This is a genomic window from Alteromonas sp. 07-89-2 (assembly GCF_013113925.1).
Lineage (GTDB): Bacteria > Pseudomonadota > Gammaproteobacteria > Enterobacterales > Alteromonadaceae > Alteromonas > Alteromonas macleodii.
The window spans coordinates 1-23609 of record NZ_VTYM01000020.1 but is presented as its reverse complement, the minus strand read 5'-3'; the positions used below and the strand labels follow the sequence as shown (position 1 = coordinate 23609).

Genomic DNA, 23609 nt, shown 5'->3' with positions numbered 1-23609 from the left:
GTATGGTGTTAACCATCGGCTGTGACCACCTGTTCACCGGTTAAACCGAAGCGACGTTGGCGAACGTTAAAATCGTCTACGGCCAATTGAAACACGTCTTCGTTGAAGTCGGGCCATAGTACGTCGGTAAAGTACAACTCTGCATAGGCACATTGCCACAGCAAGAAGTTGCTAATACGGTGTTCGCCACCTGTGCGGATAAGGAGGTCTAACTCAGGAAGGTTAGCTGTTGAAATGTGCGCATTCAGTGCGTCTTCACAGATGCTTTCCACATCAAGTTCGCCGCTTTTCACTTGCGTAGCAAGCTGCTTAGCCGCGTTTACAATGTCCCACCTACCACCGTAATTTGCGGCGATATTCAAGACCAAATCTTTGTTGTCTTTGGTCATGTCTTCAGCTTTACGAATTTTTTCGACAAGCTTGGCATCAAACGCCTCAACATCACCAATAACCTGTAGACGTACACCATTTTTGTGTAGTCTTTTTGCTTCGCTATTGAGGACAAGATTGAACAGCTCCATTAAGACACTGACTTCTTCCTCAGGACGTTTCCAGTTCTCACTTGAAAACGCGAATAGCGTAAGTGATTCAATACCGTTTTGACGTGCAAAGCGCACAACAGAACGAACAGACTCTACCCCGGCTTTATGACCAAAGGTACGAATTTTCCCTTTCTTTTGCGCCCATCGACCATTGCCATCCATAATGATTGCAACATGCTTCGGGCCAGCAGATTCTGCTGGCACCTCTGCTTTTGTCGATTTGGCTGCGCTTAAACGCTTTCCAATCATAATACTTACTTATACTTCCATTAGTTCTTTTTCTTTGTCAGCAAGCATGCTGTCAACTTTCTTAATGAAATCGTTAGTAATAGATTGAATGTTCTCTTCAGCAGCGCGGCTCTCATCTTCACTGATTTCTTTTTCTTTAAGAAGATCTTTGATGTCACCGTTCGCGTCACGACGGATGTTACGGATAGCGACACGACCACCTTCCGCTTCATTGCGAACAACGCGGATAAGGTCTTTACGACGCTCTTCAGTAAGTGGAGGAAGAGGAATACGAATTGAACCACCTGCACTCATTGGGTTTAAACCCAAATCAGACTGCATAATGGCTTTTTCTACCGCTTGAATGGCGCTTTTATCAAACACAGTTAACGCTAGAGTACGACTGTCTTCTGCAACGACGTTAGCCACTTGCTTTAGCGGCGTGTCTACGCCGTAATAAGGTACCATGATGCCATCTAGAAGGCTTGGATGCGCACGACCTGTGCGGATTTTGCTGAATTGGCCCTTAAGAGAAACTAGGCTTTTTTCCATGCGCTCTTGCGCATCTAATTCAATTTCATCAATCACGATTTGTATCCTATTGTTCTTAATTAATCGTTGTCAGCGTGGCGAATAACAGTACCTTCTTTTTCGCCCATCACAACACGCTTCAGGCAACCTGGCTTATTCATGTTGAATACGCGAATTGGCAAGCTGTGATCGCGCGCCAAAGTAAACGCTGACAAGTCCATCACTTTAAGTTCTTTTTCTAGTACTTCTTGATAAGTCAGTTCTTCATAAAGCGTTGCTTCTGGATTTTTCACCGGATCATCGCTGTAAACACCATCAACTTTTGTCGCTTTCAATACCGCGTCGGCTTCAATTTCGATACCGCGTAAACAAGCCGCTGAGTCTGTGGTAAAGAAAGGGTTGCCTGTACCGGCAGAGAAGATAACAACACGGCCTGACTTAAGAAGGCTAATGGCTTCTGCCCAGTTGTAGGCATCGCAAACACCGTTTAGCGGTATTGCTGACATCATTCGCGCATTTACAAATGCACGATGAAGCGCATCGCGCATGGCTAAGCCATTCATTACGGTAGCCAGCATTCCCATGTGATCGCCAACAACGCGGTTCATTCCCGCTTTTGCTAAGCCTTCGCCACGGAACAAGTTACCACCACCGATAACAAGACCAACTTGAACACCAAGTTCAACCAGCTCTTTAATTTCTTGTGCCATTCTATCTAGCACTTTAGGGTCTATGCCAAAGCCTTCCGCCCCCATTAGGGCTTCACCACTAAGCTTTAACAAAATGCGTCGGTATGCTGATTTTGGTGTGATACTCATAGTTTGAATTGTCCTCGTAAACCCGTTTTGTCCTATGTCTTTCAACAAGCCACCGATGTAAAAAACATAGGACAAAGCGCTTTCGTTTGTCAGGCAGGCGCGTACTTAATCTCGCCTAGCTTCACACTTACGCATTGCAATGGCAACACTAAAGACGTTCAGCTATAAAAAAGCACCTCCTAAGAGGTGCTTTGTAGTTTATCTAACTATTGCTTAATGCAAAAGATAAACACTCAATTATTTCTTAGCAGCCGCCATTTGAGCAGCTACTTCAGCAGCGAAGTCTTCAGTCTTCTTCTCGATACCTTCACCAACTTCGAAACGTACGAAGTTGATTACGTCTGCGCTGTTGTTCTTAAGAAGCTCAGCAACAGAGATTGAAGGATCTTTTACGAAAGGCTGACCAGTCAAGCTCACTTCGCCAGTGAACTTCTTCATGCGGCCTGCAACCATTTTCTCAGCGATATCAGCTGGCTTACCAGACTGGATAGCGATTTCGATTTGGATTTCTTTCTCTTTCTCAACAACTTCTGCTGGAACGTTTTCAGGCTTAACGAACTGCGGACTTGCAGCTGCAACGTGCATTGCAACGTCTTTCGCTAGCTCTTCGTCACCGCCAGTAAGGATAGAGATAACACCAATACGGCCGCCGTGTACATACGCGCCTAGTGTATCGCCTTCAACGTTGATAACGCGACGAGGAGAGATGTTTTCGCCGATTTTAGCAACAAGTGCGTCACGAACTTCGCTTACTTTAGAACCGTTAAGTTCTGCATCGTTAAGCGCGTCGATGTCGTTGATGTTGTTAGCAGCAGCTACTTCTAGTAGCTCGTTACCAAACTTAAGGAAACCTTCGTCACGTGCTACGAAGTCAGTTTCACAGTTAAGTTCAAGCATAGTCGCACGACCTGCTTCAACCTTAGTAAGGATTACACCTTCAGCTGCGATACGGCCTGCTTTTTTAGCCGCTTTCGCTTGGCCTGATTTACGCATGTTTTCAATGGCTAACTCAATGTCACCATCCGTTTCAACCAGGGCTTTTTTACAATCCAGCATACCTGCGCCAGTACGTTCGCGCAGTTCTTTAACTAGTGCTGCAGTCACTGCCATTTTTCAATTCCTCAGCATTAAATATAAATTCGTTAGGTAAAAGGGGCGATGTCGCCCCTCTCAATACGTTTCGTATTGTAGTACTGCCATATTATTAAGATATGACAGTAAGCAATCAGAATTACTCTGCTGCTTCTACGAAGTCGTCTTGCTCAGCTTGTACTTCAAGGTTGCTTTCGCGACCTGAGTTGATAGCGTTTGCAGCAGCATCCAAGTAAAGTTGGATAGCGCGGATAGCATCGTCGTTACCAGGGATGATGTAATCAACACCGTCTGGGTTAGAGTTAGTATCAACAACACCAACAACAGGAATACCTAGGTTACGAGCTTCTGTTACAGCAATGTGCTCGTGATCTGCGTCGATAACAAAGATCGCGTCTGGAAGACCGCCCATGTCTTTGATACCGCCAAGGCTGTTTTCAAGCTTGTCCATTTCGCGCTGAAGCATAAGTGCTTCTTTCTTAGTTAGCTTCTCAAACGTACCGTCTTGGCTTTGCTGCTCAAGATCTTTAAGACGCTTGATTGACTGACGTACTGTTTTCCAGTTAGTCAGCATACCACCTAACCAACGCTTGTTTACGTAGTACTGGTCGCACTTAAGAGCAGCATCTTTAACTGCTTCGCCAGCTGCGCGCTTAGTACCAACGAAAAGGATTTTACCTTTCTTAGACGCAACACCTGAAAGGTAGTTAAGTGCGTTGTTGAAAAGTGGAACCGTTTTTTCAAGGTTGATGATATGAACTTTGTTACGAGCGCCGAAGATGAAAGGCTTCATCTTTGGGTTCCAGTAACGAGTTTGGTGACCGAAATGCACACCTGCTTTCAGCATGTCACGCATAGAAACATTAGCCATTTTATTTTCCTCTTGGGGTTAGGCCTCCATATACCCCTTGTATCGATTCAGACCAACCTAAATTGAACTGAACACCCCGATACGAAGTGTCGGTATATGTGTGTTTTAATAAAATAAATTTACCCTCTAAAACGGTGCCAAATGCACGTGGCAAAATGAGCTTTCCGTCAGGGCGCGCGCTTTATATCACAATACCACCTAAGCCTCAAGTTTTGAGGGTAAAAAGCGACAATTTGAAGTATTTAGGTTAAAGAAAGTATAGAACCCTTAATGAGCTCGCTTTCCACCTCTGCCTTTAGCAGATAAAAGCCAACAGTATCATAACCTTACTAAGAATGACCTGAATAGTGTTATAATGCGTAAGTAATCAAAATTCTTCATCAAACTAGTTTCAAACGATTTGAGAGGCGCTGTGACAGCTATTATCAAAACCCCAGAAGAAATCGAAAAAATGCGCGTAGCCGGTAAATTGGCAGCCGAGGTGCTTACTATGATAGGGCCTTACGTAAAGAAAGGCGTTACCACAGATGAGCTAAATACTATTTGCCACGACTACATTGTGAATGAGCAAAAAGCGGTACCTGCGCCTTTAAACTATGGCCATCCGCCTTTTCCAAAGTCTATCTGTACGTCGGTAAACCACTGTATTTGCCACGGTATTCCTTCTGACAAAAAACTGAAAGACGGCGACATCATTAATATCGACGTGACAGTTATTAAAGATGGCTATCATGGCGATACGTCAAAAATGTTTGTGGTGGGTAAGCCTTCTATTCTTGCAGAACGCCTAATTCGCGTTACCCAAGAATGCTTATACAAAGCTATTGAGCAAGTGAAACCGGGCATGCGTCTTGGCGATATCGGTCATATTTGTCAAACCCATGCTGAAGCGCATAACTATTCAATAGTTCGTGAATACTGTGGCCACGGTATTGGCGCTAGTTTCCACGAAGAACCACAAATTGTTCACTACGGTAAGCCAGGTACGGGTGATGTGTTAGAGCCAGGCATGTGCTTTACCATCGAGCCTATGGTCAACGCAGGCAAGCGCTACTCAAAAGTGCTACCAGACCAATGGACGGTGGTAACTAAAGACAGAAGTTTAAGCGCCCAATGGGAGCACACCCTATTGGTCACTGAAACCGGCGTTGAGATTCTTACGCTTCGCGAAGAAGAAACCTTGGAACGCATCATTTCTCACGGATAAATCGACTTCGACAATATTGATAACGTTTCAAATAATCGCGTTAAAAATATGATTTCAGAAGATTGAGTCTATCGAATTATGCAAAGCAGCCGTTGAATTCGCGGCTGCTTTTTATTGGCTCGTTAGCTCAAATTCCAACTATCAAAGTTCGGCATCGTGTGCCCACTCCCCTCATATTTACTGCGCTACACACCTATAACAAAAAACCATAAATATTCACAATTCAACCTAACTTATGCATTAATTTGCTACTGCGAACTACTAGCAATTCATGCTATTGTTCTTAGCGTCTAAAAAGAAGTCTATTTCAAAGGTGTATTTTGACGCTGCAATCACTGATAAAGAATATCGACACAATTAGCTCTGTTGATGAAATTCCCGCCATTAAATCATGCGTGGAAGCCAGTTATGTCTGGATAACGGAGTCCTTCGACGCTACGCCGGTTAATCAGCTCGTTACCGGTCGTGCACAGTTCGTCGATGCATTGCTTTGTCATCTTTGGCAACTTTATGGTTTAGATACCGTCGACGAATTATCGCTTTGCGCCGTTGGTGGTTACGGCCGTGGTCATCTGCAACCTCATTCAGACATCGATTTACTCATAGTTAGTAAAAAGAAGCTTAAGCCCGATGTGCAAGAAAAAATTGGCATGTTCATCACCCTTTTATGGGATATCAAATTAGATGTTGGCCAGTCAGTTCGCACTATCAAAGAAACGGTCAAGCTAGCAAGAGACGATATTACGATTGCGACCAATTTAGTGGAAAGCCGATTACTTTGCGGCAGTGAAGCCACCTTTGATAAATTGTGGGATGAAGTTAACGGTCGAAACTCATGGTCGAGCAAAGCGTTTTTCTCAGCCAAGTACGACGAGCAGAAAAAACGCCACGCCAAATTCAACGGTACCGCTTATAACCTTGAACCTAACATCAAAGAAAACCCCGGGTGTTTGCGTGATATTCAATCTATTGGCTGGGTCGCCAAAAAGCATTTTAAAGAATATGACGGCTGGAATTTAGTAGGCCACGGCTACTTTACAGAACAAGAGCACAGTGAATTAATTGCTTGTCGCATGCACCTTTGGAAAATGCGTTGTGCACTGCACCTGGTTGCAGGCAGAAGCGAAAACCGACTGCTGTTTGATTACCAACCTGACGTTGCAAAAATGATGGGGTATGGTGAAGAAGGTAAATCGTCTGTCGAAAAAATGATGCGGGACTTTTTCCGCACAGTGGCGCGGGTGTCTGAACTGAATCAAATGCTGCTTCAGCGCTTCAAGTACGACATGCTGAACCAAAGCGTTCAGAAAAGCGTGATCATAAACGAAGATTTCGAGCTGCTCGATAATATGATATCGCCACGACACGAAACCGTGTTCTCCTCTCCCGAAGCAATCTTGGACTTTCTGCATTTGGTGGCCAACACGCCAGAGGTACAAGGCCTCAGTACGATTTGCATACGTCAGCTGCGCAACGCTCACCGCGCTTTTGAAGCAGAATACTATGTTGAGCGCCCGCTGTGCCGCGAAAAATTCATGCGCTTAATGAAACAGCCTGAGTTCTTTGATTTTGCATGGGACATCATGCATCAATACGGCATTTTACAAGCTTATCTTCCTGAATGGGATGCGATTGTAGGTATGATGCAGTTCGACTTGTTTCACGCCTACACGGTGGACGAGCACACTCACCGATTAGTGAAGCATGTTAACTACTTTTTCTCAAAGGCAAATAAAGACTTTCCGCGCTGTGGCAGAATTTGCAGAAACCTCGATAAACCAGAAGTGCTTTATATCGCTGCTATTTTCCACGACATCGCTAAAGGTAGAAATGGCGATCATTCCACGCTAGGGGCCCAAGATGTAGCAAAGTTCTGTCAGCAACACGATGTTCCCAGCGACGATGCTGAAATGATTGCATGGCTTGTAGAAAACCACCTACTGATGTCAGTGGTAGCCCAACGCCGCGATATTTATGACCCAGACGTTATAAGCGAGTTTGCTGGCGCGGTAAGAAGCCACAATCACCTTAATTTGCTTTATACGCTCACCCTTGCCGATATTCGTGCCACCAATGACAATCTTTGGAACGACTGGAAAGCATCTTTACTTCGCGAGTTATATTTAATGACGCAAAAGGCATTGGATAATGGACTACAGTGTCAAGTAACATTGAGCGAGCGAGTAACTACTCACAAACACCAAGCAAGGCAAATTTTGCAAGAGCGCGCTATTGAGCCTGTTGCTATTGATGCACTGTGGGCCCGCCTGGACGACGATTACTTTGTTCGCTTTAAGCCTACGCAAATCGCGTGGCATACTGATGAAATTATTAAAGCTCAGAATGAATGGCTTACACCAGAGCACGATGGCCTGTTAGTAAAAGCAAATGATAACAGTGCGAAAGGTGGCACTGAGGTGTTTGTTTACGGCAAAGATAGAAAGGCCTTGTTTGCGCAAGTCGCGTCAGTGCTGGACAGTCGCAACTGTTCAATTCACGACGCCCACGTTACCGTAACTAGAGACGGCTATGTGTTCGATAGCATGCTTATTCTTGAAAATGACGGCAGTCGTATAAGCTCAGAGTCTCGCATTGCCTCCATTGAAAATGCTATTTCTGCCCAACTTGAAAAGCCGGGGCGTTCGCACGAAAATAAGCGTAAATTGCCTCGGCAAATGAAACAACTTGACGTGCCTACTAAGGTACGCTTTTTCAATATCAACGATGAAGCCACGCTTATTGAGTTAGAAGCCCTAGACGCTCCGGGCATTTTAGCTAAAATTGGTCACGCATTCGTTGATACTAATATGACACTTAAGCTTGCGAAAATTGCCACCATTGGCGAGCGAGCCGAAGATATTTTTATCGTCAGCAATGAGGCTGGCAAAGCATTAACCCAAGAACAACAGGTGAACCTTAAAAAGCGTATCCTGTTCAAACTCGACCAACTTGAAGATATCACAATACCATGAATGAATTGAAAGCCATCATTGAAGACGCCTTCTTAAATCGCGATAGCATTAGCCCTTCATCTGCACCAGATGAAGTAAGAGATGCAGTAGCACAAGCTATTGACCTTTTAAACACAGGTAAAGCGCGCGTTGCTGAAAAAATTGCTGGCGAATGGGTAGTACATCAATGGCTTAAAAAAGCTGTTCTACTTTTCTTCCGTCTTCACAACAACGATGTGATTGAAGGCGCCGAAAGTAAGTTTTATGACAAAGTACCGCTTAAGTATACAAACTATACTGCTGAACAGTTTGCGGCTGACGGCGCGCGTATTGTTCCACCAGCAGCGGTACGTACGGGTACATTCGTAGGCAAGAACGCGGTTGTTATGCCTTCTTACGTAAACATTGGTGCGTTTGTTGACGAAGGTACTATGGTTGATACATGGGCGACAGTAGGCTCGTGCGCGCAAATTGGTAAGAATGTTCACCTTTCTGGTGGCGTGGGCATTGGTGGCGTATTAGAACCGCTTCAGGCTAACCCCACCATTATTGAAGATAACTGCTTTATCGGCGCGCGTTCTGAAATCGTAGAAGGCGTGATTGTTGAAGAAGGTTCTGTTATCTCAATGGGCGTTTATATCGGTCAGAGCACTCGTATTTATGACCGCGAAACCGGTGAAGTTCACTATGGCCGTGTACCAGCAGGTTCAGTAGTCGTGGCGGGTAACCTGCCAAGCGCAGATGGAAAATACAGCCTTTACGCTGCTATCATCGTGAAGAAAGTAGATGCGAAGACCCGCGCGAAAGTAGGTATCAACGCGCTACTTCGCGGCGTAGAATAAGCAGTATTTCTGGCTTATCGCTAACGGCTCGGGTTAATTTTCAATTAGCCGAGCCACATGCTGAAAGACTCACAAATTAAAAGAGGCGCTTATGCGCCTCTTTCTTTTCGTAATCAGGACACTCCTAAGACTTAAGCCAACAGCTTATCTTTAATGGTGTTGACCCACTCTACTACGTCTTTTTCGGGCTCTAGGGTTTCAATCGCGTCAACCTCTAACATATCGGCAACTGCGTTACCTTGTAGCTCGATCAGTAACGCTTGAAACTGTTTACCCGCACCACAGAAACTATCGCCATAGCTGCTATCGCCTAGCGCTGCTACCGCGAATGGCTTGCCGGTTAGCATAGGTGATTCGTCTTTCAGATCTGAAAACACAAACTCAAGGTTTGGTGGTACATCGCCCTGCCCTGTTGTAGAGGTAATGATCAAAAGTGCGTCAGCATCAGTAAAATCTGCAACCGACGGGTCGCTTTCTAGTGAGCAATCCACGCCCTGTTCAGCTAAGTTCTCTTCCACCTGCTCAGCTACGTGTTGCGCATTGCCGTAAACTGTACCCGCAATAATTTTCAATGTTGCCATTTTTACCTCTTAAACCAATGATCGTCGCCTTTGTCGACAGGCGGAAATTCTTACTATTTTATCAACCTAAACGCAAAACGGCGCTAATTTTTCGAGCCATAGTCGCATTTCACCGTGCATCTGTGAATTAATCGTTACCCACTTTCCAGTGATAGGATGAGAAAAGCCCATTTGAGTACAACTTAAGGCCAAATTGTTAAAATTAAAGTGCTGCTTGGCGAATTTGTTTTGTTTGCCGTCCCCGTGGGTCGTGTCGCCGATAATGGGGTGACGAATATGAACCATGTGCCGACGAAGCTGATGTTTACGACCGGTACTAGGAGAAAGCTTAACTAGCGAATATCGTGCACTTTGGTATTTGCCCACAGGCTCAGGCACTTCGAATTTTGCCACTGACTGATACATAGTTGATGCTGGTTGTGGCGGCTGCTGCGGGCGCTTATGCTTGTCGGCTATTTTGTCGTAGCGGTATTTTAGGGCGTAATCGATATACCCTGTGTGATGCACAAAACCGCGAACTATAGCGTGATACGTTTTTACTACCTGCTTGTCCATCATCTGCTGTCCAAGCTTTGCTGCAATTTCTGAGCTAAAGCTAAACACCAGCACACCTGAAGTGGGTCGGTCTAAACGATGAGCAGGATAGACGTGCTGGCCTATCTGGTCTCTCAGTGTCTGTACTGCGAACACCGTTTCATGTCTATCAATCGGGCTTCTGTGTACTAGTAGGCCTGGCGGCTTCTCAATCGCGATGATATGTTCATCTTGGTACAACACAGGCAAATGAAGAGCATTAACACTCTCTTCCTCACCAACGCTTGCCTTTCCTATTATTTGCTCATCTGAATGCACAGTTAATTGGCCTTTTAAATCGTTCTTCATAGTGCGTTGTGTTTGCTCACCCAATGTCTCCATTGGCAATATTATCAATAACTTGAAGCTGGGACAGAGTGCGCTGATGCGCCGATGACAGATATATTTCTGCTGCTGGCGTAATTTGCATGGGTGGTAAAGGCATTTCCTGTTTCAACAAAATGCGCATTTTGGGAATAAAAATAAAAGCCAACCAACTCTCAAACGCTAAACAGTCGACCGCAAAAGGAACCGCACTTTCCATAGCATTATTTAGGTCTTGTTCCGCAGGCTCTTCATTTGGCCAAATACCATCCTGATACATGTCTGTTTCTAATTGTATCAATGCTTTACTTAATGCTATGTGATGAGTGCTATTCGTTTTAATCACATCCTCTCCGCAATTCAAAAACGCTTCTATTTCGAAGCGCGCAGTATATCAGGGGCTAAAGGTCAACATAAGTCCGCGTGTCTTATCGTTGAATTTCTTCTGCTGTGATACCATTATCCGTCTTTGTTGGCGGTATCTCATCGACGTGCCCCTTTAAATAGATGTGACAGCCTGGCAAATTTTGATTAAAGCAGTATTTTGGAACGAGTTATGAGCGCTAACAGTATTAATTCTATCAGCGAGTTTTTGTTACATGCAGGCACTGAATACCATGTTTTTGATTTAGGTCGTCGCCTTGAACCCACAGATAGTCAGACTTTTCTAGAAATAGAAAACGGCAGTGCTTACGCGCCCTACCCTCGTCAGCAGCACGCGTGGTTCGGCATCGTATTTTGGAATAAAAATGCCTCTACGCAACACTACATTTGGTTTGTGAAACTGCCACTTGATGAGCAAGGCTTAGTGGTTGCCGCAGCAAGAAATCATTTTCTAGAGATTATTGTTGATGCACTAGGTCAGTCTGTTGCTGAAGATACTGAAAACGCGCAAACACTGCCTGACAATCCTTATTCGTTTGTTCCCAATCAATCGCAGCTCGCTCAATTTAACGCACTAGTTAAACGCACCCTAAACCAACCTTTAAGTGAAGAGGCGCAGAAAGTTGAGGCCTACATTCAAGCCCCACAACTGGTTGACTGGCAGCAAATATCCATGCAAAGCGTAGCCGACTTTGTACAAAGCCTAAGCCAACACCCCAAACAAGACGGATTAACGCAAGCAATTGAAACCAACACTTCACTCTACTCACAGGTTTTTCTTAACACATTGATGGAAATGAGCGAAAGCGTTTCTCTGCCTGAAAATCTATTAGCGGCGTATTTAATTGAGATAGATAAAAGTGACGACATCAATTTAGCGGCGCTGAGAGGCACGTCAGAAGGTAGTTTCCACCCGACCATTAACAACAAACTACTCGAACTATTAAAAAGCGAAAAGTCGCAGAGACTTGATATTTTAAGCGTTATTGCAGCACGTCATTTCGAGCAAATGGAGCCACTACTGCTTAGTGCCTTTTTAGAGCAGGCGGCAAACGTTGATGAAAAAGAGGGTCATAAGGGCGCCTTATTCGCAGGCTTCTTTTCAGATTTAGTACAAGTCCCGAAGTTACGCAGACAAGTGCTAACACTCCTGCATTCCAAAGCCAACCCTCAGATTCTCAGCAATGCATTTCAACAATTGTTTGCACAAGCGAGAAAGTAAATGACGTTACTTGAGTTAGTGGTGTGGATGGTTATTGGGTTTACTGGCTACCAGTTTTGGCGCATTCGAGCCATTTCTGAGCAAACAAACACATACCTTAAGCAATACTGCGATAAACACGGTTTACAATTGCTTAGTGTGGCGAGAGCTAAAACACGATTTTCATTCAAATATGGAAAGCCTGACTGGCACAGTGTATTTAACTTCGAGTTTTCGAGTAATGGTGAGGATCGATATACTGGGGAAGTTGAATTGGTAGGTGTAAGGGTTATGCGAACAGAGGTGCCGCCGCATAGGGTTTAAGCTTCTATGTCAACGTATTTCAGGACGGGACACGCATATAAAAAAGGGCGAACCACAGTTCGCCCTTTTTCGTCAATTTTTCTCATCAACCTTTATCAACGCTTTTTATAAGTCGTTAAAATCTTAAACTGCAATCGCTGGTTTGTAAGTATCGGGAAGAATAAAACCAAAGCGCTGCAAAACTGACGTTAGCACATCCCGTTTTATTGGCTTTTCTATAAAGCCCAGTGCACCTAAAGACATCACTTTTTCTTGCATCATTGGCTGAATATCGCCAGACACGACGATAACAAACGTTTCTAGCTGACGGCGTTTTATTTCACTCAACACACTGATACCACCAAGAACAGGCATGGTCAGGTCCAGTAAAACCAAGTCTATTGTGTGATGAGCCAATACTTCCAACGCGTCCATACCATTTGACACTTCGTAAATAGTTTCAGCAAAGCCATCTGGCAAATTGCTTCTCGCCATTTTTCGTGCCAGCGCCGAGTCATCACAAATAAGAATATTAAAACCCATCAAATACAAACTTATAATTGGTTATTAATCCGCCAACAGAATACATTAAACGAAAGTATAATAAAACAAAAAAGTGTCTGATAATTGGTAACTTAATCGCTATCTGCGCCAAACTTCACTCTTCAAGCTATCTATTTTGTGGTAGATATAGCGAGTAACAAAATAAGGAACACACGACCATGCAAGAGTTAGCTACTAGCCAAGATAAGAGTTTGGTAAGAAAAGTTGCTTATCAAATTCTGTCTCATTTCGATAAGAGTTATCGATGGTTCACCCGTATCACCCGTGGCGCTCAAGAAAGGTTCGAAAAGGGAAATTGGAAAGAAACTCAGCTTGCCTCTAAAGAGCGAATAACCATTTACGAGCAAAGCCTGTCAGACGCTGTCGCCGAAATTTATCAGCTAACTCAAGTACATCAAAAAGACGACGCTTTCTGGCAAGAGCTTAAGAAAGTATTTGCATTACAGCTAGAAGGCCACCCCCAGTTTGAGCTAGCCGAAACCTTTTACAACTCTGTAATTGGCCGCTTGTTTAAACATAGAAAAATCGATAACGATATGATGTTTGTCTTGCCCAGCCGCTGTTTCTTACCCGGGCAAGACAGAGACAAAGTGATTAACAGCTTCGACACCACCACCACGGTGCGTGAAATGTACGAGTCAATTTTTAAGATATATCGATACAACATTCCGTTTGAAAACTTCGAGCGAGACCTACAGAACCTTGAAAGCGCGCTTCGCGCTCGATTGAACAAGGAGCAGCTAGCCAGCGTTCAAGCTGTGGAAATCCTTAAGCCTACGTTTTTTAGAGGAAAAGCCGCTTACCTGATTGGGCGAATTTGCATGCCCGAAGAAACGCTGCCGTTTGTTATCGCCATGAGACGCTATAACGACCCCCATATGTTTGTGGATGCGCTGCTAACAGATCGCAAAGACTTAAGCGTTATTTTCGGTTTTGCTCGCAGCTACTTTATGGCTGACACTCAAAATCCTGCGGAAGTTGCCGCCTTTCTTCAAGAGCTTCTCCCCAATAAAAAGCACTTCGAGCTGTATATGGCAATGGGACACTACAAGCACGGTAAAACAGTGTTTTATCGCAACTTCTTGCAGCACATGGACGAGTCAGACGACAAATTTGAGGCGGCCCCTGGCATTCGAGGCCTAGTCATGATGGTTTTCCATCTTCCCTCTTATGGCGTGGTGTTCAAGATTATTAAAGACGAGTTTGCAGAGAGTAAAAAAATCACGCGTGAGCACGTTAAGGAATGCTACAAACTCGTAAAAATGTCAGACCGTGTGGGCCGAATGGCCGACACTCATGAATATGTTAATTTTAGGTTTCCGCTAGACAGAATTGAGCCTGAGTTAATTGATGAACTCAAAGAGACGTGTGCATCGAGCCTGGAGTTTACGGAAACAGAACTCATTATAAAGCACATGTATATTGAGCGAAAAATGACGCCGCTTAATCTGTATCTACAAGAAGAAACTGATGAAGAGAAAATTACCCGTGCACTAGATGAGCTTGGACTGTGCATTAAGCAAATTGCCATGGCCAACATATTTCCTGGCGACATGCTACATAAAAACTTCGGTATTACCCGTCATGGCCGCGTTATTTTCTACGACTATGATGAAATTTGTTTAATGAATGAGCGCAATTTTAGATCCCTGCCGAAATCTGACGATCCTTATGCTATTGATACGCTCTCGGTAGCGCCTAACGACGTATTCCCCGAGCAGTTTGAGCACTTCATTGTAGGTAAACGCAAGTTCAAAGATATACTTAAATCGTTACACGGTGATTTGATGACCCCTGAATATTGGCACGAAGTTCAGGAAAAATGTGCACGAGGCGATGTTCAACACTTCACGCCTTACAACGCCAGCATGCGTTTTGACAGAGGCTAACTAAGTTAAGTGTTTGATCAAGGTGCACGTTGACCGGGGCCCCAGTACAGTTCAAGAGTACAGTTTGAGAGCGCAGTTCAATAGTGTAGAGCAAGCCAATGCACTGTGCATGCGCCCCCTAGGGCACTAGACACCTGAACAAATTGTCGCTACATGCGAAAAAGCTTAAAAGTGATCGTTTCGTTACTTAACGCTCGTAAAAGCATGTGAAAGCGATACTGCTTTGCGACTGCTTGATTTTGCTTGCTGACGATGAATCGCCACATAATGGCGACAGCAACGCCAAACAAGTGTGTGAATGTTGATAAACAAAAGAAGCGTAATAATGAAAGTGCTACTTGTAGAAGATGATCCAAAGGTTGCCTCGCACATTGCAAATGGACTATTGGGTGAAGGGCATGAATGTATTACTGTAGGTGATGGAACATCAGGCTACCAACAGGCGTCAAGTAACGAATTAGACGCCGTAATTCTGGATGTGATGCTGCCCGAACTCGACGGTTTTTCTGTTTTAGAAAAACTTCGCGAAGAAGGCAACACAACGCCCGTTTTATTACTGAGTGCAAAAAGTCAGGTTGAAGACAAGGTCAAAGGCCTTCGCACAGGCGCTAATGATTATTTAACTAAGCCTTTTGCCTTTGAAGAGTTACTTGCTCGCGTTGAGGGCCTTGCAGGTCGTAACAAAGAAGGTGAAGACAAAACGCTGATAAAAGTAGGCGACCTCACTCTAGACCTGGTTAACCGCAAAGTATTGCGTGGCGATCAAGAGATTGACCTGCAGTCTAAAGAATTTCAATTGCTTGAATGCCTGCTCCGTCACAAGGGTAAAGTTGTGACGCGAAGTATGCTGCTTGAGCAGGTTTGGAATTATCATTTCGACCCGCAAACGAATGTGATAGATGTTCACATTAGCCGCTTGCGCCAGAAAGTGGATAAAGCGTTTAATGTCCCGCTCATCGAAACCGTAAGAGGCACAGGGTATCGAATAGCGGATGGGCTTGCATGATAGCAATACGCGACTTTACGCGTAGTTCAAGTTTTCGCGTAGGCGTATTGCTCACCACTCTAGCTTGTATTGCCATTGTTTTAATTGTTTATTTTTGGCGATTAACGAGCAGCGACTTGTTTATTTCGGAATCGAATGCTGCCGTTAATGCCAAAACAAACGCGCTGATTACTCTCTATGAAAACCTCGGTATTGACGCGGTTAAGTTAGCGATAGCCAAAGACAATGGCCAACATTCGCCAAATGGCTCAACAATCACCTCAGCGTCCGACCACCTACGTTCATTTGTTGCACTGAGTAAAGATGAACAAGTAGTGGCTGGCAATCTGTCGTCAATTCCCCTTGTTCTTGAGCGCCACAAAGGCGCCAGTTTTGCTACCGCAGAAATAGTTATCACCCGCCCCAATAGCACAACGAGAAAAACGCTGCGCCAAGCACTTATGAGAGAAGTAACCCTTGGCGATCACGTGCTTTACGTTGGTCGCGGCATTGACGATTTATACAGCGCACAGTGGTTTGGTAAAACGTTCAGCTGGATCATTGTGGTGTTGCTTTGTACCTTGAGTGTGCTGAGCTTCGCTATAGCCGTTTACGTGGTTAATCGAATTAACCGCATGTCGCAAACGGCAGATAAGATTATCAAAACGGGAAACCTGCAAGAGCGTTTAGAAATTGACAGTAATTGGGACGACCTGAGCAGTTTGTCATTTGTGTTTAATCAAATGCTCGATACTATCGAAAGTTCAGTCAACAATATAAAGTCAGTGACCGATAGCATCGCCCATGACCTTCGCACTCCATTATCTCGACTTCGCAACACGCTAGAAAAAATCGAAGACACTCAACTAAGGGAAGATACAACCCAAGAAGCCGACAATCTTCTAAACATGTTTAACAGCTTGTTACGCATAAGTGGACTTGAAACCACCAATAAGAAAGAAGGCTTTTGTTCCACTGACGTACGCGCCATCGTAGAGGACGTGGTTGACCTGTATCACCCCCTTGCAGAAGAGCGCGACATTACCCTTTCGAGCGAGCTCGATGCAGTTACAATGCTTGCCGATCCTAACCTGCTATTTCAAGCTGTAGCTAACGTGTTAGACAACGCCATAAAGTACTCTAACGAAAAAAGTGTGGTCACCGTACAGCTCTCTACCACAGCAAGTCATATCGTGATTGCCGTGAACGATGCGGGAATTGGCGTGGGTGAACATGAAATTGTGAATCTGGAGCGCCGATTTTATCGGGCAGACGGCAGTAGAACCAGTAAGGGAAATGGGTTGGGCTTATCGCTCGTGTCTGCCATTGTGAAGTTACACGACGGCCACATTTGGTTTATTCACGACCCGCTAGTTAAAGGGCACGGGTTAGGTGTGGTATTTACGTTTAAGCGTTAAGCTTTGGACTATTGCTTTTGTCGACAAAAATAAAAAACGCTGACGCTTTTTTCTTAGCATCAGCGTTTTTATCCTACATTTTCAACGTTGTGATTTGTGCCAGTCGCTTACGCTAACAGCGACTTCACGTACGCTTTAATCTCTTCATCTTGACCGTGGTCAAATAGACACTGCTGGAAACGCTCGCCAGATACGGCTGTTTTAACCAGTTCAACGTCCATTTTTTTCAGTGAATCGACGTAGCTCTCTGGAGCCAACGCACGTTTCAAATCTGCGAGAATACCAGCGTTTCGTACTTGAGGTTCTTTACGTTCAACGGGATAGCCCGCGCCACGCTCGCCTGTTAACGCTTTCTCAAAGATATAACGCGCATTAAGTTCAGCGCCCCATCCAAAGCCTTTTGCAAAAGGTAACGCTAACGCATTTCCATTGTTAACTTGGTTAAACAAAAATGCATCTGAAGGGTCGATACAATAACCGCAGAATATGCCTGGATGAGCATTCAACGACATCATAGCCCCTTGACCCGTACCACAGCCTGAAATCACAAAATCGACAGCTTTCGAGTTGAGTAGAATAGCTCCCATTATGCCTAAGTGCACATAGGTAAGATGGTGATCAGTTTCGCTGTTCATACCCACATTGAATACAGCGTGTCCCAGTGAGTCCGCCACGCTTGTGAGCTCATTTAATATTACCGGATTCTTAGCCGCCTGACTGTTTTCCATTATCAATGCAACTTTCATGAACGCTCCTAAGCATAGAAAAATAACGAATTAAACGCTTACATTAGCATGGAACGAAATGCCACCTCACGGGTAATGCCAAAGTAAATGTCGATTAGTTTCAAATGTGAAACGAAAACGGAAATATATGAAGATGGAGGGCCGACGAGTAACAAGTCACTGACCAGTAAATCTACTGGCCAGCATTTTTCAAAAAACGAGGTTAATGGCGTATTAGTCTGTTTGTTTTTGCATAAATATGGTGACTTCTGCCATCACAATGCCAAACTTACGAATATACGAACGGTTCATCATAGTACTGTCGTCAAATGCCCAAAACCAATCGTCAAACGTCACTGAATAGGTAGTGTCATCCACCGGCAAATCCATCTCGTAATGAAAGTTAAATGCGTTGCCAAAGCTCGTGCCTTTGGCTGGACCATCAATGTCACTCGCGCGACCCACATAGCTATTATCACTTTGCTTTACGATGGTCCAAGTACGGGACGTTGGACCGTCGCCCACACCGTAATTAAAGGATTCATCAAGGGTTAACGTATCGCCATCTACTGAACCATCGATGTCTACTACGAACCTTTGCACCACCTCGCCCGAGCGGTTCTGAACAATGCCCCAGGCTTTAACGTTCCCATCAAAAAATTGCTCAATATCGAAAACAGGCGATACAGATCTGTAGTCTTCACCATCGACTGAAACAGAGCATCCGGATAGCCCTGCCACCGTTAAAGCGGCAATTCCGATTCCTAAAACAAACTTCACCGTATTCTTTATCACTTTCGTAACCTTAATCAATTGACGAGATAGACTTGGCGTAATGCTAATAAAGCGTTGCCCTTATCCGTTTCCCAATAACTTCTTTCTAAATTTTGGCTCAGACGTTTTATCGCTTAGCCAGATATCAAAAAAACGCTGTGTAAATACTTTGTCTTCAATTTCATCAGCCTTTTCACCGTTCACGTAAAACACACTCGTGCCATCTTTCGTAGCGATACCGGTAATGACGTCGCCCTCGCTGACGTCAGGAAAGATACTATTCATTAAGGAAAACCACTTGTCTGAATCATCAGCCGATAGGTCTCCTTGCTTTTTCATTTCATCAATAGAACGCTGGGCAATTTTCTTGCCTTCCAAGTCTCGCTGGTACGTTAACTTTAGTGCAAAGGGGGGCTGGTTGGCGTATTCACCTTCAGGCGCATAAAGCTCACCGGTATACACATCCCAGAAGTAGTAAGAGAACATTCCTTTTCCAACGAGCTTTGCATTGGGAACATAATTACTGATGTGCTTAACATCTGGCTCTTGCGCAACCGCATTCTTTGACATGATTAGCCCGCTTGTCGATATCGAAACAAAAAGAATGATGGAAAACATCTTCGCAGCCATGCTAGCGCTATACATCGAATATCCCCACACACCACTGGCACTTTCTGGGCGCATTGGTAAGGATTTAGCTCTCAACTGGCGAAATAGGCCATACATTTTGATAACCATAACTATGCTCTTATTAGCGTAATAAACATTACAGGTCTTTTTTTGAATTTCTATCTGGTTATACTCTTGCCTTCACACATTTGATCAACTGACACTAGGCTCTCGTTGTGCTTCCCCTTGATGCATTTAAATCGTTATTAACTCTGCCCTCACCGCTAATCCCATTTAAGCCAAATTGGGAAGGTGCCAGCAAGGTATCGCTATTTGTTAAACGTGATGATGCTATTCACCCTGTAATGTCAGGTAATAAATGGCGAAAGCTAAGTCATGCGCTCACCAGCCCGTTGCCAAAAACGATAGTGAGTTTCGGCGGCGGTTTTTCTAACCACCTGCATGCACTAGGCTTTGTTTGTTATAAATTGGGCATTCCTTTTAACGCCGTTATTCGCGGTGACTACAGCGCTGCACCTACACCCATGATTGAGGATCTGAAGAGTTGGGGCACCCGTATCGACTATGTAGACCGAGTCACTTACAAAAAGCGAAACGATAGCGCATATCTACTTCATCTTAGGCAGCAGCAACCTGACGCGATGATCATTCCTGAGGGCGGAAGCCAAGCACAAGCGCTTCTAGGGATAAAGGACATGGTTGATGAAATCGACATAGACTTTGATTTTATTGTCGCTCCTGTCGCTAGTGGAGCCACTTTGGCGGGAATAGTCAGTGCATTAAATAAACGTAATGAAAATAATGCGAAAGACACTCTCCATCACACTGGTTGCAACGCTGTCGGTGTTGGCGTGCTGAAGGGTGAAGACTACTTAGAAGGATTAGTCGAACAATTTCTTCCAGCCTCGCTTGGGCGATCAAATTGGCATATTGACCACAACTACCACTTCGGTGGTTACGCCAAAGCGCCAAATGAGCTTCAAGCCTTCTGCAACGATTTTAATAATACTTTCGATTTTGATATCGAGCCTGTTTATTCCGGCAAAGCCTTTTGGGCAGTTAAAGATATGCTGGCCAAAGGTATGTTTGAAGACGGGTCACGCATTGTTGTACTGCACACAGGCGGCTTGCAAGGCGCACGATAAACCCCTTTTATAACAGAGTGTTGCGCTCACTACCTTTCGGTGTTACAACTATCCCTGTGAGCTTGCTCACAATTCTTTTAAACACTAAACAACGATAACAACAAGAAGTTTGTCGCAGGATGCGGCATAAACATTAGCGCTTGCTACCTGCAAACTTCATCAAGGAATGATTATGAAAGATATTTTCTTCTTCGACTCAATGTTAACCCCTAAGATTATCACTTTCGTGTACTGGCTATTGCTTCTAGGATCTTTGGTAAGTGGCGTAACAACGATGTTTGTAGGGTACGACGCGAGTTTTGTATACGGCCTATTTATTATCGTGTCTGGCTGTATTGGCGCAAGAATCTGGTGCGAACTGCTTATCGTACTTTTCAAAATTCACAGCAACCTTCAGAAAATTGCTAGTAAAGAATAGTGCCATACCAAGGCTAGCGCTTCTCTAGGTAGCGCTAGCAATCCATCTAGTACTTTGATTGTGTAAGACCATTACTATCAATCTGCGACAGGATAACCAAACAACCTCTTTAACTTTGCTTTTATCCCTTTTGCGTGCTGAAGCTGTTCACGAAGCACACCTATTTGACTGAAGTTGGCGCTAAGAGGATTGTCCTCAGGCATTTTTCCTACAATGCCGTATTTTATCGTTATCGTTTTGTCTTCTTTAGCGAAAGTGCCGAATAACTTATCCCATATAATAAGTACGCCACCGTAATTCTTATCGATGTATGGTTTATTCGTTGCGTGATGAATACGGTGATGCGTCGGCGTGTTAAAGATACGCTCTACCCAGCCTAGGTTTCCAATTGTCTGAGTGTGTACAAAAAACTGATAAGCCAGATTGATGGCGACAATGGCAAAGACCAGACTTGGCGAAAAACCAATAAGAATCATCGGTACCCAGAACAGCCACATGCCCACAAAAGGATACAAAACGCTTTGCCTAAAAGCCGTTGTGAAATTCATTTTTGTCGAGCTGTGATGTACCACATGCGCTAGCCAAAACCAGTGTATGTTGTGTGAAGCACGATGAAACCAGTAGTACAAAAAGTCTTGAAGGATAAAACCTGCAAAAAGTGACAGTGCACTAAGCTCTATTTTAAATAGTGAAAACTGGTGTAACCAAATAAAAAAAGGCATTAGTAGAAGCAAGACCAAGGCATCAGAGCCCTGATGCAATAGTGCAAGTAAAGCATTGTTCACACTGTCTTTTACATTGTAAAACTGTCGCGCTCTTTTAAATTCAATAAAGACGCAAAGTAGAAAGACAGGGCTTAACCCTAGCAAAATAAGTTCAACGGGGATCAAAGCGTGCTCCTAACTTATCTAGACATTTCTCAATATCGTTTTGCAACAGGCGCGTCAGTAACCAGTTTGGTATATACCAGGGCGCCCGACAGGTAATGCGATAAGAAACCTTAGTAACATTTTCTTGTGACGTAAACGCAATAGCGCCCCTGTGCGCCTTCACTGGGAAGTCATCAACCACTCTATACTCGATGCCGTTGGTATCTGCACGAACAATTTCTTCTTTAAAGCGTACTCCCAGAATAGTGACTTCTCTTACGCAGCCCTTTCCGCCGCTAATCTCATTATCATTTTCTGCTTTCAATACCTTAAACGACGCGTTGAAAAAATCGCTTAAATTCTGGTGATCAAGCAGCGTATCGCGCAGATCTTTGGGCGTTGCAGCAATATTTTTTTGGTAGTAAACATCAACCATCTACGATATTTCCTTTTCTGATGACTCCTAGCATAAATTGACATTTTTATTTTATCTTGCGTTAATGCGACAGTATTTTTGTTATTTTGCGACAAGCATATGCCATCAGTTTCCTCAGCCTATATCCAAAGTACGGTGAGCTATTTAGTTAGCTTTGGCGTTAGCGCCGACAATGTTTCGTTAACTACCCAGAAGCATGACTCACTGTCTGGCTCTTCACGTGTTGATATGAATGTATACGTTGAGCTGTTAAACCAAGGGGTCGCATTAACCAACAATTCGCTATTTGGTTTTGAGTTGGGTAAACATATTCAGGCGAAAGATTACGGAGTACTGGGTTACCTTGTTGAAAGTTGCGAAAACTTGGCTCAAGCCATTAATGCGCTAATCCGCTTTGACGCTTTAGTCGCTGACATTGGCACCACTAGCGTGTTTTTCGAACCTGACAATACGCGCGTTGAGTGGGTACCCAAAAGCGCCGATTGCAAGCAGATGGTATTGCGCAACACCACAGCATGGGTAGCAACCGTCTACAAGATATTAGGTTCTGCCTGTAAACTGAATGCCGTCACTTTTACGTTTCCTTTGAGCGATTCGGAAAAAGCCATGCTAGCGATGTGGTTCAATTGTGAGTTGGTTGATAACGCCAACACCAACGCCATTATTTTTCCTCAGCATCTTTTACATATTCCATTTACCAGCGAGAACAAAGCGATGTTTAGTGCGCTCGTAAAAGTATCCGAAGAAGAACTAATGGCGAGCAAAGGCGGCGACCGTGTTCAATTTGCCAATAGCCAGTTCTACGCCAATCAGCATGAAGACATAAGTCATAGAGTCGTTGCGCTTTTAAAAGCCAATCCAACCTTAAAAGGCTGCGATCAGCAACGCGTAGCCAATGCACTTTTTATCAGTCCGCGCACCTTACAGCGAAAATTGAAGCAAAGTGGCACTAGTTTTCAACAAATTCTCAATAGCGAACGCAAAGCCCGCTTAGATGATTTGCTGAAACATCACTCCATCGCTGATACCGCAGATTTATTGGGGTTTCAGGAACAATCATCATTTACCCACGCCTTTAAAAAGTGGTACTCAACAACACCACTGAAATACCAAAAACAACTTTTAGCGCCTTAAAGCTAATGTCCACTTCCTCATCGCCGAACTATTAAGTCGCGTTGAAAAACAACCGATAAAAAGCAATCGCCCTAGGGCCTGTATATGGTCTCCCCCATTATTGCAAGAGTAAACATGCTGTTTTGACTAAAATGGTTTGCGTCCGTATATCCGGCTTCTCGTTGAAGTATTTTC

General features: G+C 44.2%; 25 protein-coding genes. 11 read left to right on the top strand and 14 right to left on the bottom strand.

The features are described 5' to 3' along the window. Window positions 1-8: 8 nt before the first annotated feature. The 5 genes from uppS to rpsB all read right to left on the bottom strand — a co-directional run bounded on the left by uppS (window position 9) and on the right by rpsB (window position 4082). Window positions 9-791 (bottom strand): polyprenyl diphosphate synthase, encoded by a 783-nt coding sequence (uppS, locus tag F0261_RS13655; RefSeq protein ID WP_014948556.1) that lies wholly within the window; start codon window positions 789-791, stop codon window positions 9-11. Between the two features lie 9 nt (window positions 792-800). Further along, window positions 801-1358 (bottom strand): ribosome recycling factor, encoded by a 558-nt coding sequence (gene frr / locus F0261_RS13650; protein WP_014948555.1) that lies wholly within the window; start codon window positions 1356-1358, stop codon window positions 801-803. Between the two features lie 23 nt (window positions 1359-1381). Then, the gene (pyrH, locus tag F0261_RS13645) at window positions 1382-2119 is read right to left on the bottom strand and encodes a UMP kinase (protein WP_014948554.1); all 738 of its coding nucleotides are present in this window, start codon (window positions 2117-2119) and stop codon (window positions 1382-1384) included. A gap of 237 nt (window positions 2120-2356) precedes the next feature. Continuing rightward, window positions 2357-3229 carry a translation elongation factor Ts gene (gene tsf / locus F0261_RS13640; RefSeq protein WP_014978551.1) on the bottom strand — a complete coding sequence of 291 codons (873 nt, stop codon included), beginning with the start codon at window positions 3227-3229 and terminating at the stop codon, window positions 2357-2359. A 121-nt stretch (window positions 3230-3350) separates the two neighbouring features. After that, on the bottom strand, window positions 3351-4082 hold the full coding sequence (rpsB, locus tag F0261_RS13635; protein WP_014948552.1) for a 30S ribosomal protein S2: 732 nt from the start codon (window positions 4080-4082) through the stop codon (window positions 3351-3353). Window positions 4083-4494: 412 nt separating this feature from the next. Between rpsB and map the strand changes: the two genes are divergently transcribed. The 3 genes from map (at window position 4495) to dapD (ending at window position 9082) form a co-directional block, all read left to right on the top strand. Further along, a complete protein-coding gene (gene map / locus F0261_RS13630) occupies window positions 4495-5289 on the top strand; it encodes a type I methionyl aminopeptidase (RefSeq protein ID WP_014948551.1) in 795 nt (264 codons plus the stop codon). Between the two features lie 320 nt (window positions 5290-5609). After that, window positions 5610-8261 carry a [protein-PII] uridylyltransferase gene (gene glnD, locus F0261_RS13625; protein WP_171338233.1) on the top strand — a complete coding sequence of 884 codons (2652 nt, stop codon included), beginning with the start codon at window positions 5610-5612 and terminating at the stop codon, window positions 8259-8261. After that, window positions 8258-9082 (top strand): 2,3,4,5-tetrahydropyridine-2,6-dicarboxylate N-succinyltransferase, encoded by an 825-nt coding sequence (gene dapD / locus F0261_RS13620; protein WP_171338232.1) that lies wholly within the window; start codon window positions 8258-8260, stop codon window positions 9080-9082. The genes glnD and dapD overlap by 4 nt, the downstream gene beginning before the upstream one ends. Before the next feature lie 131 nt (window positions 9083-9213). Here the strand turns inward: dapD and F0261_RS13615 are convergent, their stop codons facing one another. The 3 genes from F0261_RS13615 to F0261_RS13605 form a co-directional block, all read right to left on the bottom strand. Next, window positions 9214-9663: a flavodoxin domain-containing protein gene (locus F0261_RS13615; protein WP_014978549.1), complete on the bottom strand. Its 450-nt coding sequence runs from the start codon at window positions 9661-9663 to the stop codon at window positions 9214-9216. A 66-nt stretch (window positions 9664-9729) separates the two neighbouring features. Next, window positions 9730-10569 (bottom strand): tRNA pseudouridine(65) synthase TruC, encoded by an 840-nt coding sequence (truC, locus tag F0261_RS13610; RefSeq protein WP_171338252.1) that lies wholly within the window; start codon window positions 10567-10569, stop codon window positions 9730-9732. Continuing rightward, on the bottom strand, window positions 10562-10906 hold the full coding sequence (locus F0261_RS13605) for a YqcC family protein (protein ID WP_014978547.1): 345 nt from the start codon (window positions 10904-10906) through the stop codon (window positions 10562-10564). Before F0261_RS13605 ends, truC begins: the two co-directional genes overlap by 8 nt. A gap of 210 nt (window positions 10907-11116) precedes the next feature. Here F0261_RS13605 and F0261_RS13600 point away from each other — a divergent pair, with 210 nt between their 5' ends. Beyond that, window positions 11117-12166 carry a DUF3549 family protein gene (locus F0261_RS13600; RefSeq protein WP_014978546.1) on the top strand — a complete coding sequence of 350 codons (1050 nt, stop codon included), beginning with the start codon at window positions 11117-11119 and terminating at the stop codon, window positions 12164-12166. Continuing rightward, window positions 12167-12469 carry a DUF3301 domain-containing protein gene (locus tag F0261_RS13595; protein WP_171338231.1) on the top strand — a complete coding sequence of 101 codons (303 nt, stop codon included), beginning with the start codon at window positions 12167-12169 and terminating at the stop codon, window positions 12467-12469. Window positions 12470-12592: 123 nt separating this feature from the next. Here the strand turns inward: F0261_RS13595 and F0261_RS13590 are convergent, their stop codons facing one another. Further along, window positions 12593-12991 (bottom strand): response regulator, encoded by a 399-nt coding sequence (locus F0261_RS13590; protein WP_014950500.1) that lies wholly within the window; start codon window positions 12989-12991, stop codon window positions 12593-12595. 179 nt (window positions 12992-13170) lie between these two features. Between F0261_RS13590 and aceK the strand changes: the two genes are divergently transcribed. The 3 genes from aceK to F0261_RS13575 all read left to right on the top strand — a co-directional run bounded on the left by aceK (window position 13171) and on the right by F0261_RS13575 (window position 17304). Further along, on the top strand, window positions 13171-14901 hold the full coding sequence (gene aceK / locus F0261_RS13585; protein WP_171338230.1) for a bifunctional isocitrate dehydrogenase kinase/phosphatase: 1731 nt from the start codon (window positions 13171-13173) through the stop codon (window positions 14899-14901). A gap of 325 nt (window positions 14902-15226) precedes the next feature. Next, entirely contained in the window at window positions 15227-15907 is a 681-nt protein-coding gene (locus tag F0261_RS13580; protein WP_014950502.1) for a response regulator transcription factor, read from the top strand. After that, window positions 15904-17304 carry a HAMP domain-containing sensor histidine kinase gene (locus F0261_RS13575; protein ID WP_101565649.1) on the top strand — a complete coding sequence of 467 codons (1401 nt, stop codon included), beginning with the start codon at window positions 15904-15906 and terminating at the stop codon, window positions 17302-17304. Before F0261_RS13580 ends, F0261_RS13575 begins: the two co-directional genes overlap by 4 nt. A 107-nt stretch (window positions 17305-17411) precedes the next feature. On the opposite strand, the gene F0261_RS13570 is transcribed toward F0261_RS13575, so the two are convergent. The 3 genes from F0261_RS13570 to F0261_RS13560 form a co-directional block, all read right to left on the bottom strand. After that, the gene (locus F0261_RS13570; protein WP_171338229.1) at window positions 17412-18050 is read right to left on the bottom strand and encodes an RpiB/LacA/LacB family sugar-phosphate isomerase; all 639 of its coding nucleotides are present in this window, start codon (window positions 18048-18050) and stop codon (window positions 17412-17414) included. 213 nt (window positions 18051-18263) lie between these two features. Continuing rightward, a complete protein-coding gene (locus tag F0261_RS13565) occupies window positions 18264-18824 on the bottom strand; it encodes a DUF3833 domain-containing protein (RefSeq protein WP_014950505.1) in 561 nt (186 codons plus the stop codon). 60 nt (window positions 18825-18884) lie between these two features. Beyond that, window positions 18885-19541, bottom strand: a complete 657-nt coding sequence (locus F0261_RS13560) for a chalcone isomerase family protein (RefSeq protein ID WP_171338228.1) — start codon at window positions 19539-19541, stop codon at window positions 18885-18887. Between the two features lie 107 nt (window positions 19542-19648). Here F0261_RS13560 and F0261_RS13555 point away from each other — a divergent pair, with 107 nt between their 5' ends. Beyond that, window positions 19649-20578: a 1-aminocyclopropane-1-carboxylate deaminase/D-cysteine desulfhydrase gene (locus tag F0261_RS13555; RefSeq protein ID WP_014980120.1), complete on the top strand. Its 930-nt coding sequence runs from the start codon at window positions 19649-19651 to the stop codon at window positions 20576-20578. A 172-nt stretch (window positions 20579-20750) separates the two neighbouring features. Next, window positions 20751-20996: a DUF4282 domain-containing protein gene (locus F0261_RS13550; protein WP_014980121.1), complete on the top strand. Its 246-nt coding sequence runs from the start codon at window positions 20751-20753 to the stop codon at window positions 20994-20996. A gap of 77 nt (window positions 20997-21073) precedes the next feature. Here the strand turns inward: F0261_RS13550 and F0261_RS13545 are convergent, their stop codons facing one another. Both F0261_RS13545 and F0261_RS13540 read right to left on the bottom strand, forming a co-directional pair. Then, a complete protein-coding gene (locus F0261_RS13545; protein WP_049586010.1) occupies window positions 21074-21886 on the bottom strand; it encodes a sterol desaturase family protein in 813 nt (270 codons plus the stop codon). Then, complete coding sequence (locus F0261_RS13540; RefSeq protein WP_171338227.1) at window positions 21873-22301, bottom strand: SRPBCC family protein; 429 nt, start codon at window positions 22299-22301, stop codon at window positions 21873-21875. The genes F0261_RS13545 and F0261_RS13540 overlap by 14 nt, the downstream gene beginning before the upstream one ends. 99 nt (window positions 22302-22400) lie before the next feature. On the opposite strand from F0261_RS13540, the gene F0261_RS13535 reads away from it, so the two are divergent. Next, window positions 22401-23435: an AraC family transcriptional regulator gene (locus F0261_RS13535; RefSeq protein ID WP_216600813.1), complete on the top strand. Its 1035-nt coding sequence runs from the start codon at window positions 22401-22403 to the stop codon at window positions 23433-23435. Window positions 23436-23609: the final 174 nt, after the last annotated feature.

Coding starts and splice junctions, on each gene's coding strand:
- uppS (WP_014948556.1), bottom strand. CDS start 791: ATGATTGGAAAGCGTTTAAGCGCAGCCAAATCGACAAAAGCAGAGGTG.
- pyrH (WP_014948554.1), bottom strand. CDS start 2,119: ATGAGTATCACACCAAAATCAGCATACCGACGCATTTTGTTAAAGCTT.
- tsf (WP_014978551.1), bottom strand. CDS start 3,229: ATGGCAGTGACTGCAGCACTAGTTAAAGAACTGCGCGAACGTACTGGC.
- rpsB (WP_014948552.1), bottom strand. CDS start 4,082: ATGGCTAATGTTTCTATGCGTGACATGCTGAAAGCAGGTGTGCATTTC.
- dapD (WP_171338232.1), top strand. CDS start 8,258: ATGAATGAATTGAAAGCCATCATTGAAGACGCCTTCTTAAATCGCGAT.
- F0261_RS13615 (WP_014978549.1), bottom strand. CDS start 9,663: ATGGCAACATTGAAAATTATTGCGGGTACAGTTTACGGCAATGCGCAA.
- F0261_RS13600 (WP_014978546.1), top strand. CDS start 11,117: ATGAGCGCTAACAGTATTAATTCTATCAGCGAGTTTTTGTTACATGCA.
- F0261_RS13595 (WP_171338231.1), top strand. CDS start 12,167: ATGACGTTACTTGAGTTAGTGGTGTGGATGGTTATTGGGTTTACTGGC.
- F0261_RS13590 (WP_014950500.1), bottom strand. CDS start 12,991: ATGGGTTTTAATATTCTTATTTGTGATGACTCGGCGCTGGCACGAAAA.
- aceK (WP_171338230.1), top strand. CDS start 13,171: ATGCAAGAGTTAGCTACTAGCCAAGATAAGAGTTTGGTAAGAAAAGTT.
- F0261_RS13580 (WP_014950502.1), top strand. CDS start 15,227: ATGAAAGTGCTACTTGTAGAAGATGATCCAAAGGTTGCCTCGCACATT.
- F0261_RS13575 (WP_101565649.1), top strand. CDS start 15,904: ATGATAGCAATACGCGACTTTACGCGTAGTTCAAGTTTTCGCGTAGGC.
- F0261_RS13570 (WP_171338229.1), bottom strand. CDS start 18,050: ATGAAAGTTGCATTGATAATGGAAAACAGTCAGGCGGCTAAGAATCCG.
- F0261_RS13560 (WP_171338228.1), bottom strand. CDS start 19,541: ATGGTTATCAAAATGTATGGCCTATTTCGCCAGTTGAGAGCTAAATCC.
- F0261_RS13550 (WP_014980121.1), top strand. CDS start 20,751: ATGAAAGATATTTTCTTCTTCGACTCAATGTTAACCCCTAAGATTATC.
- F0261_RS13540 (WP_171338227.1), bottom strand. CDS start 22,301: ATGGTTGATGTTTACTACCAAAAAAATATTGCTGCAACGCCCAAAGAT.
- F0261_RS13535 (WP_216600813.1), top strand. CDS start 22,401: ATGCCATCAGTTTCCTCAGCCTATATCCAAAGTACGGTGAGCTATTTA.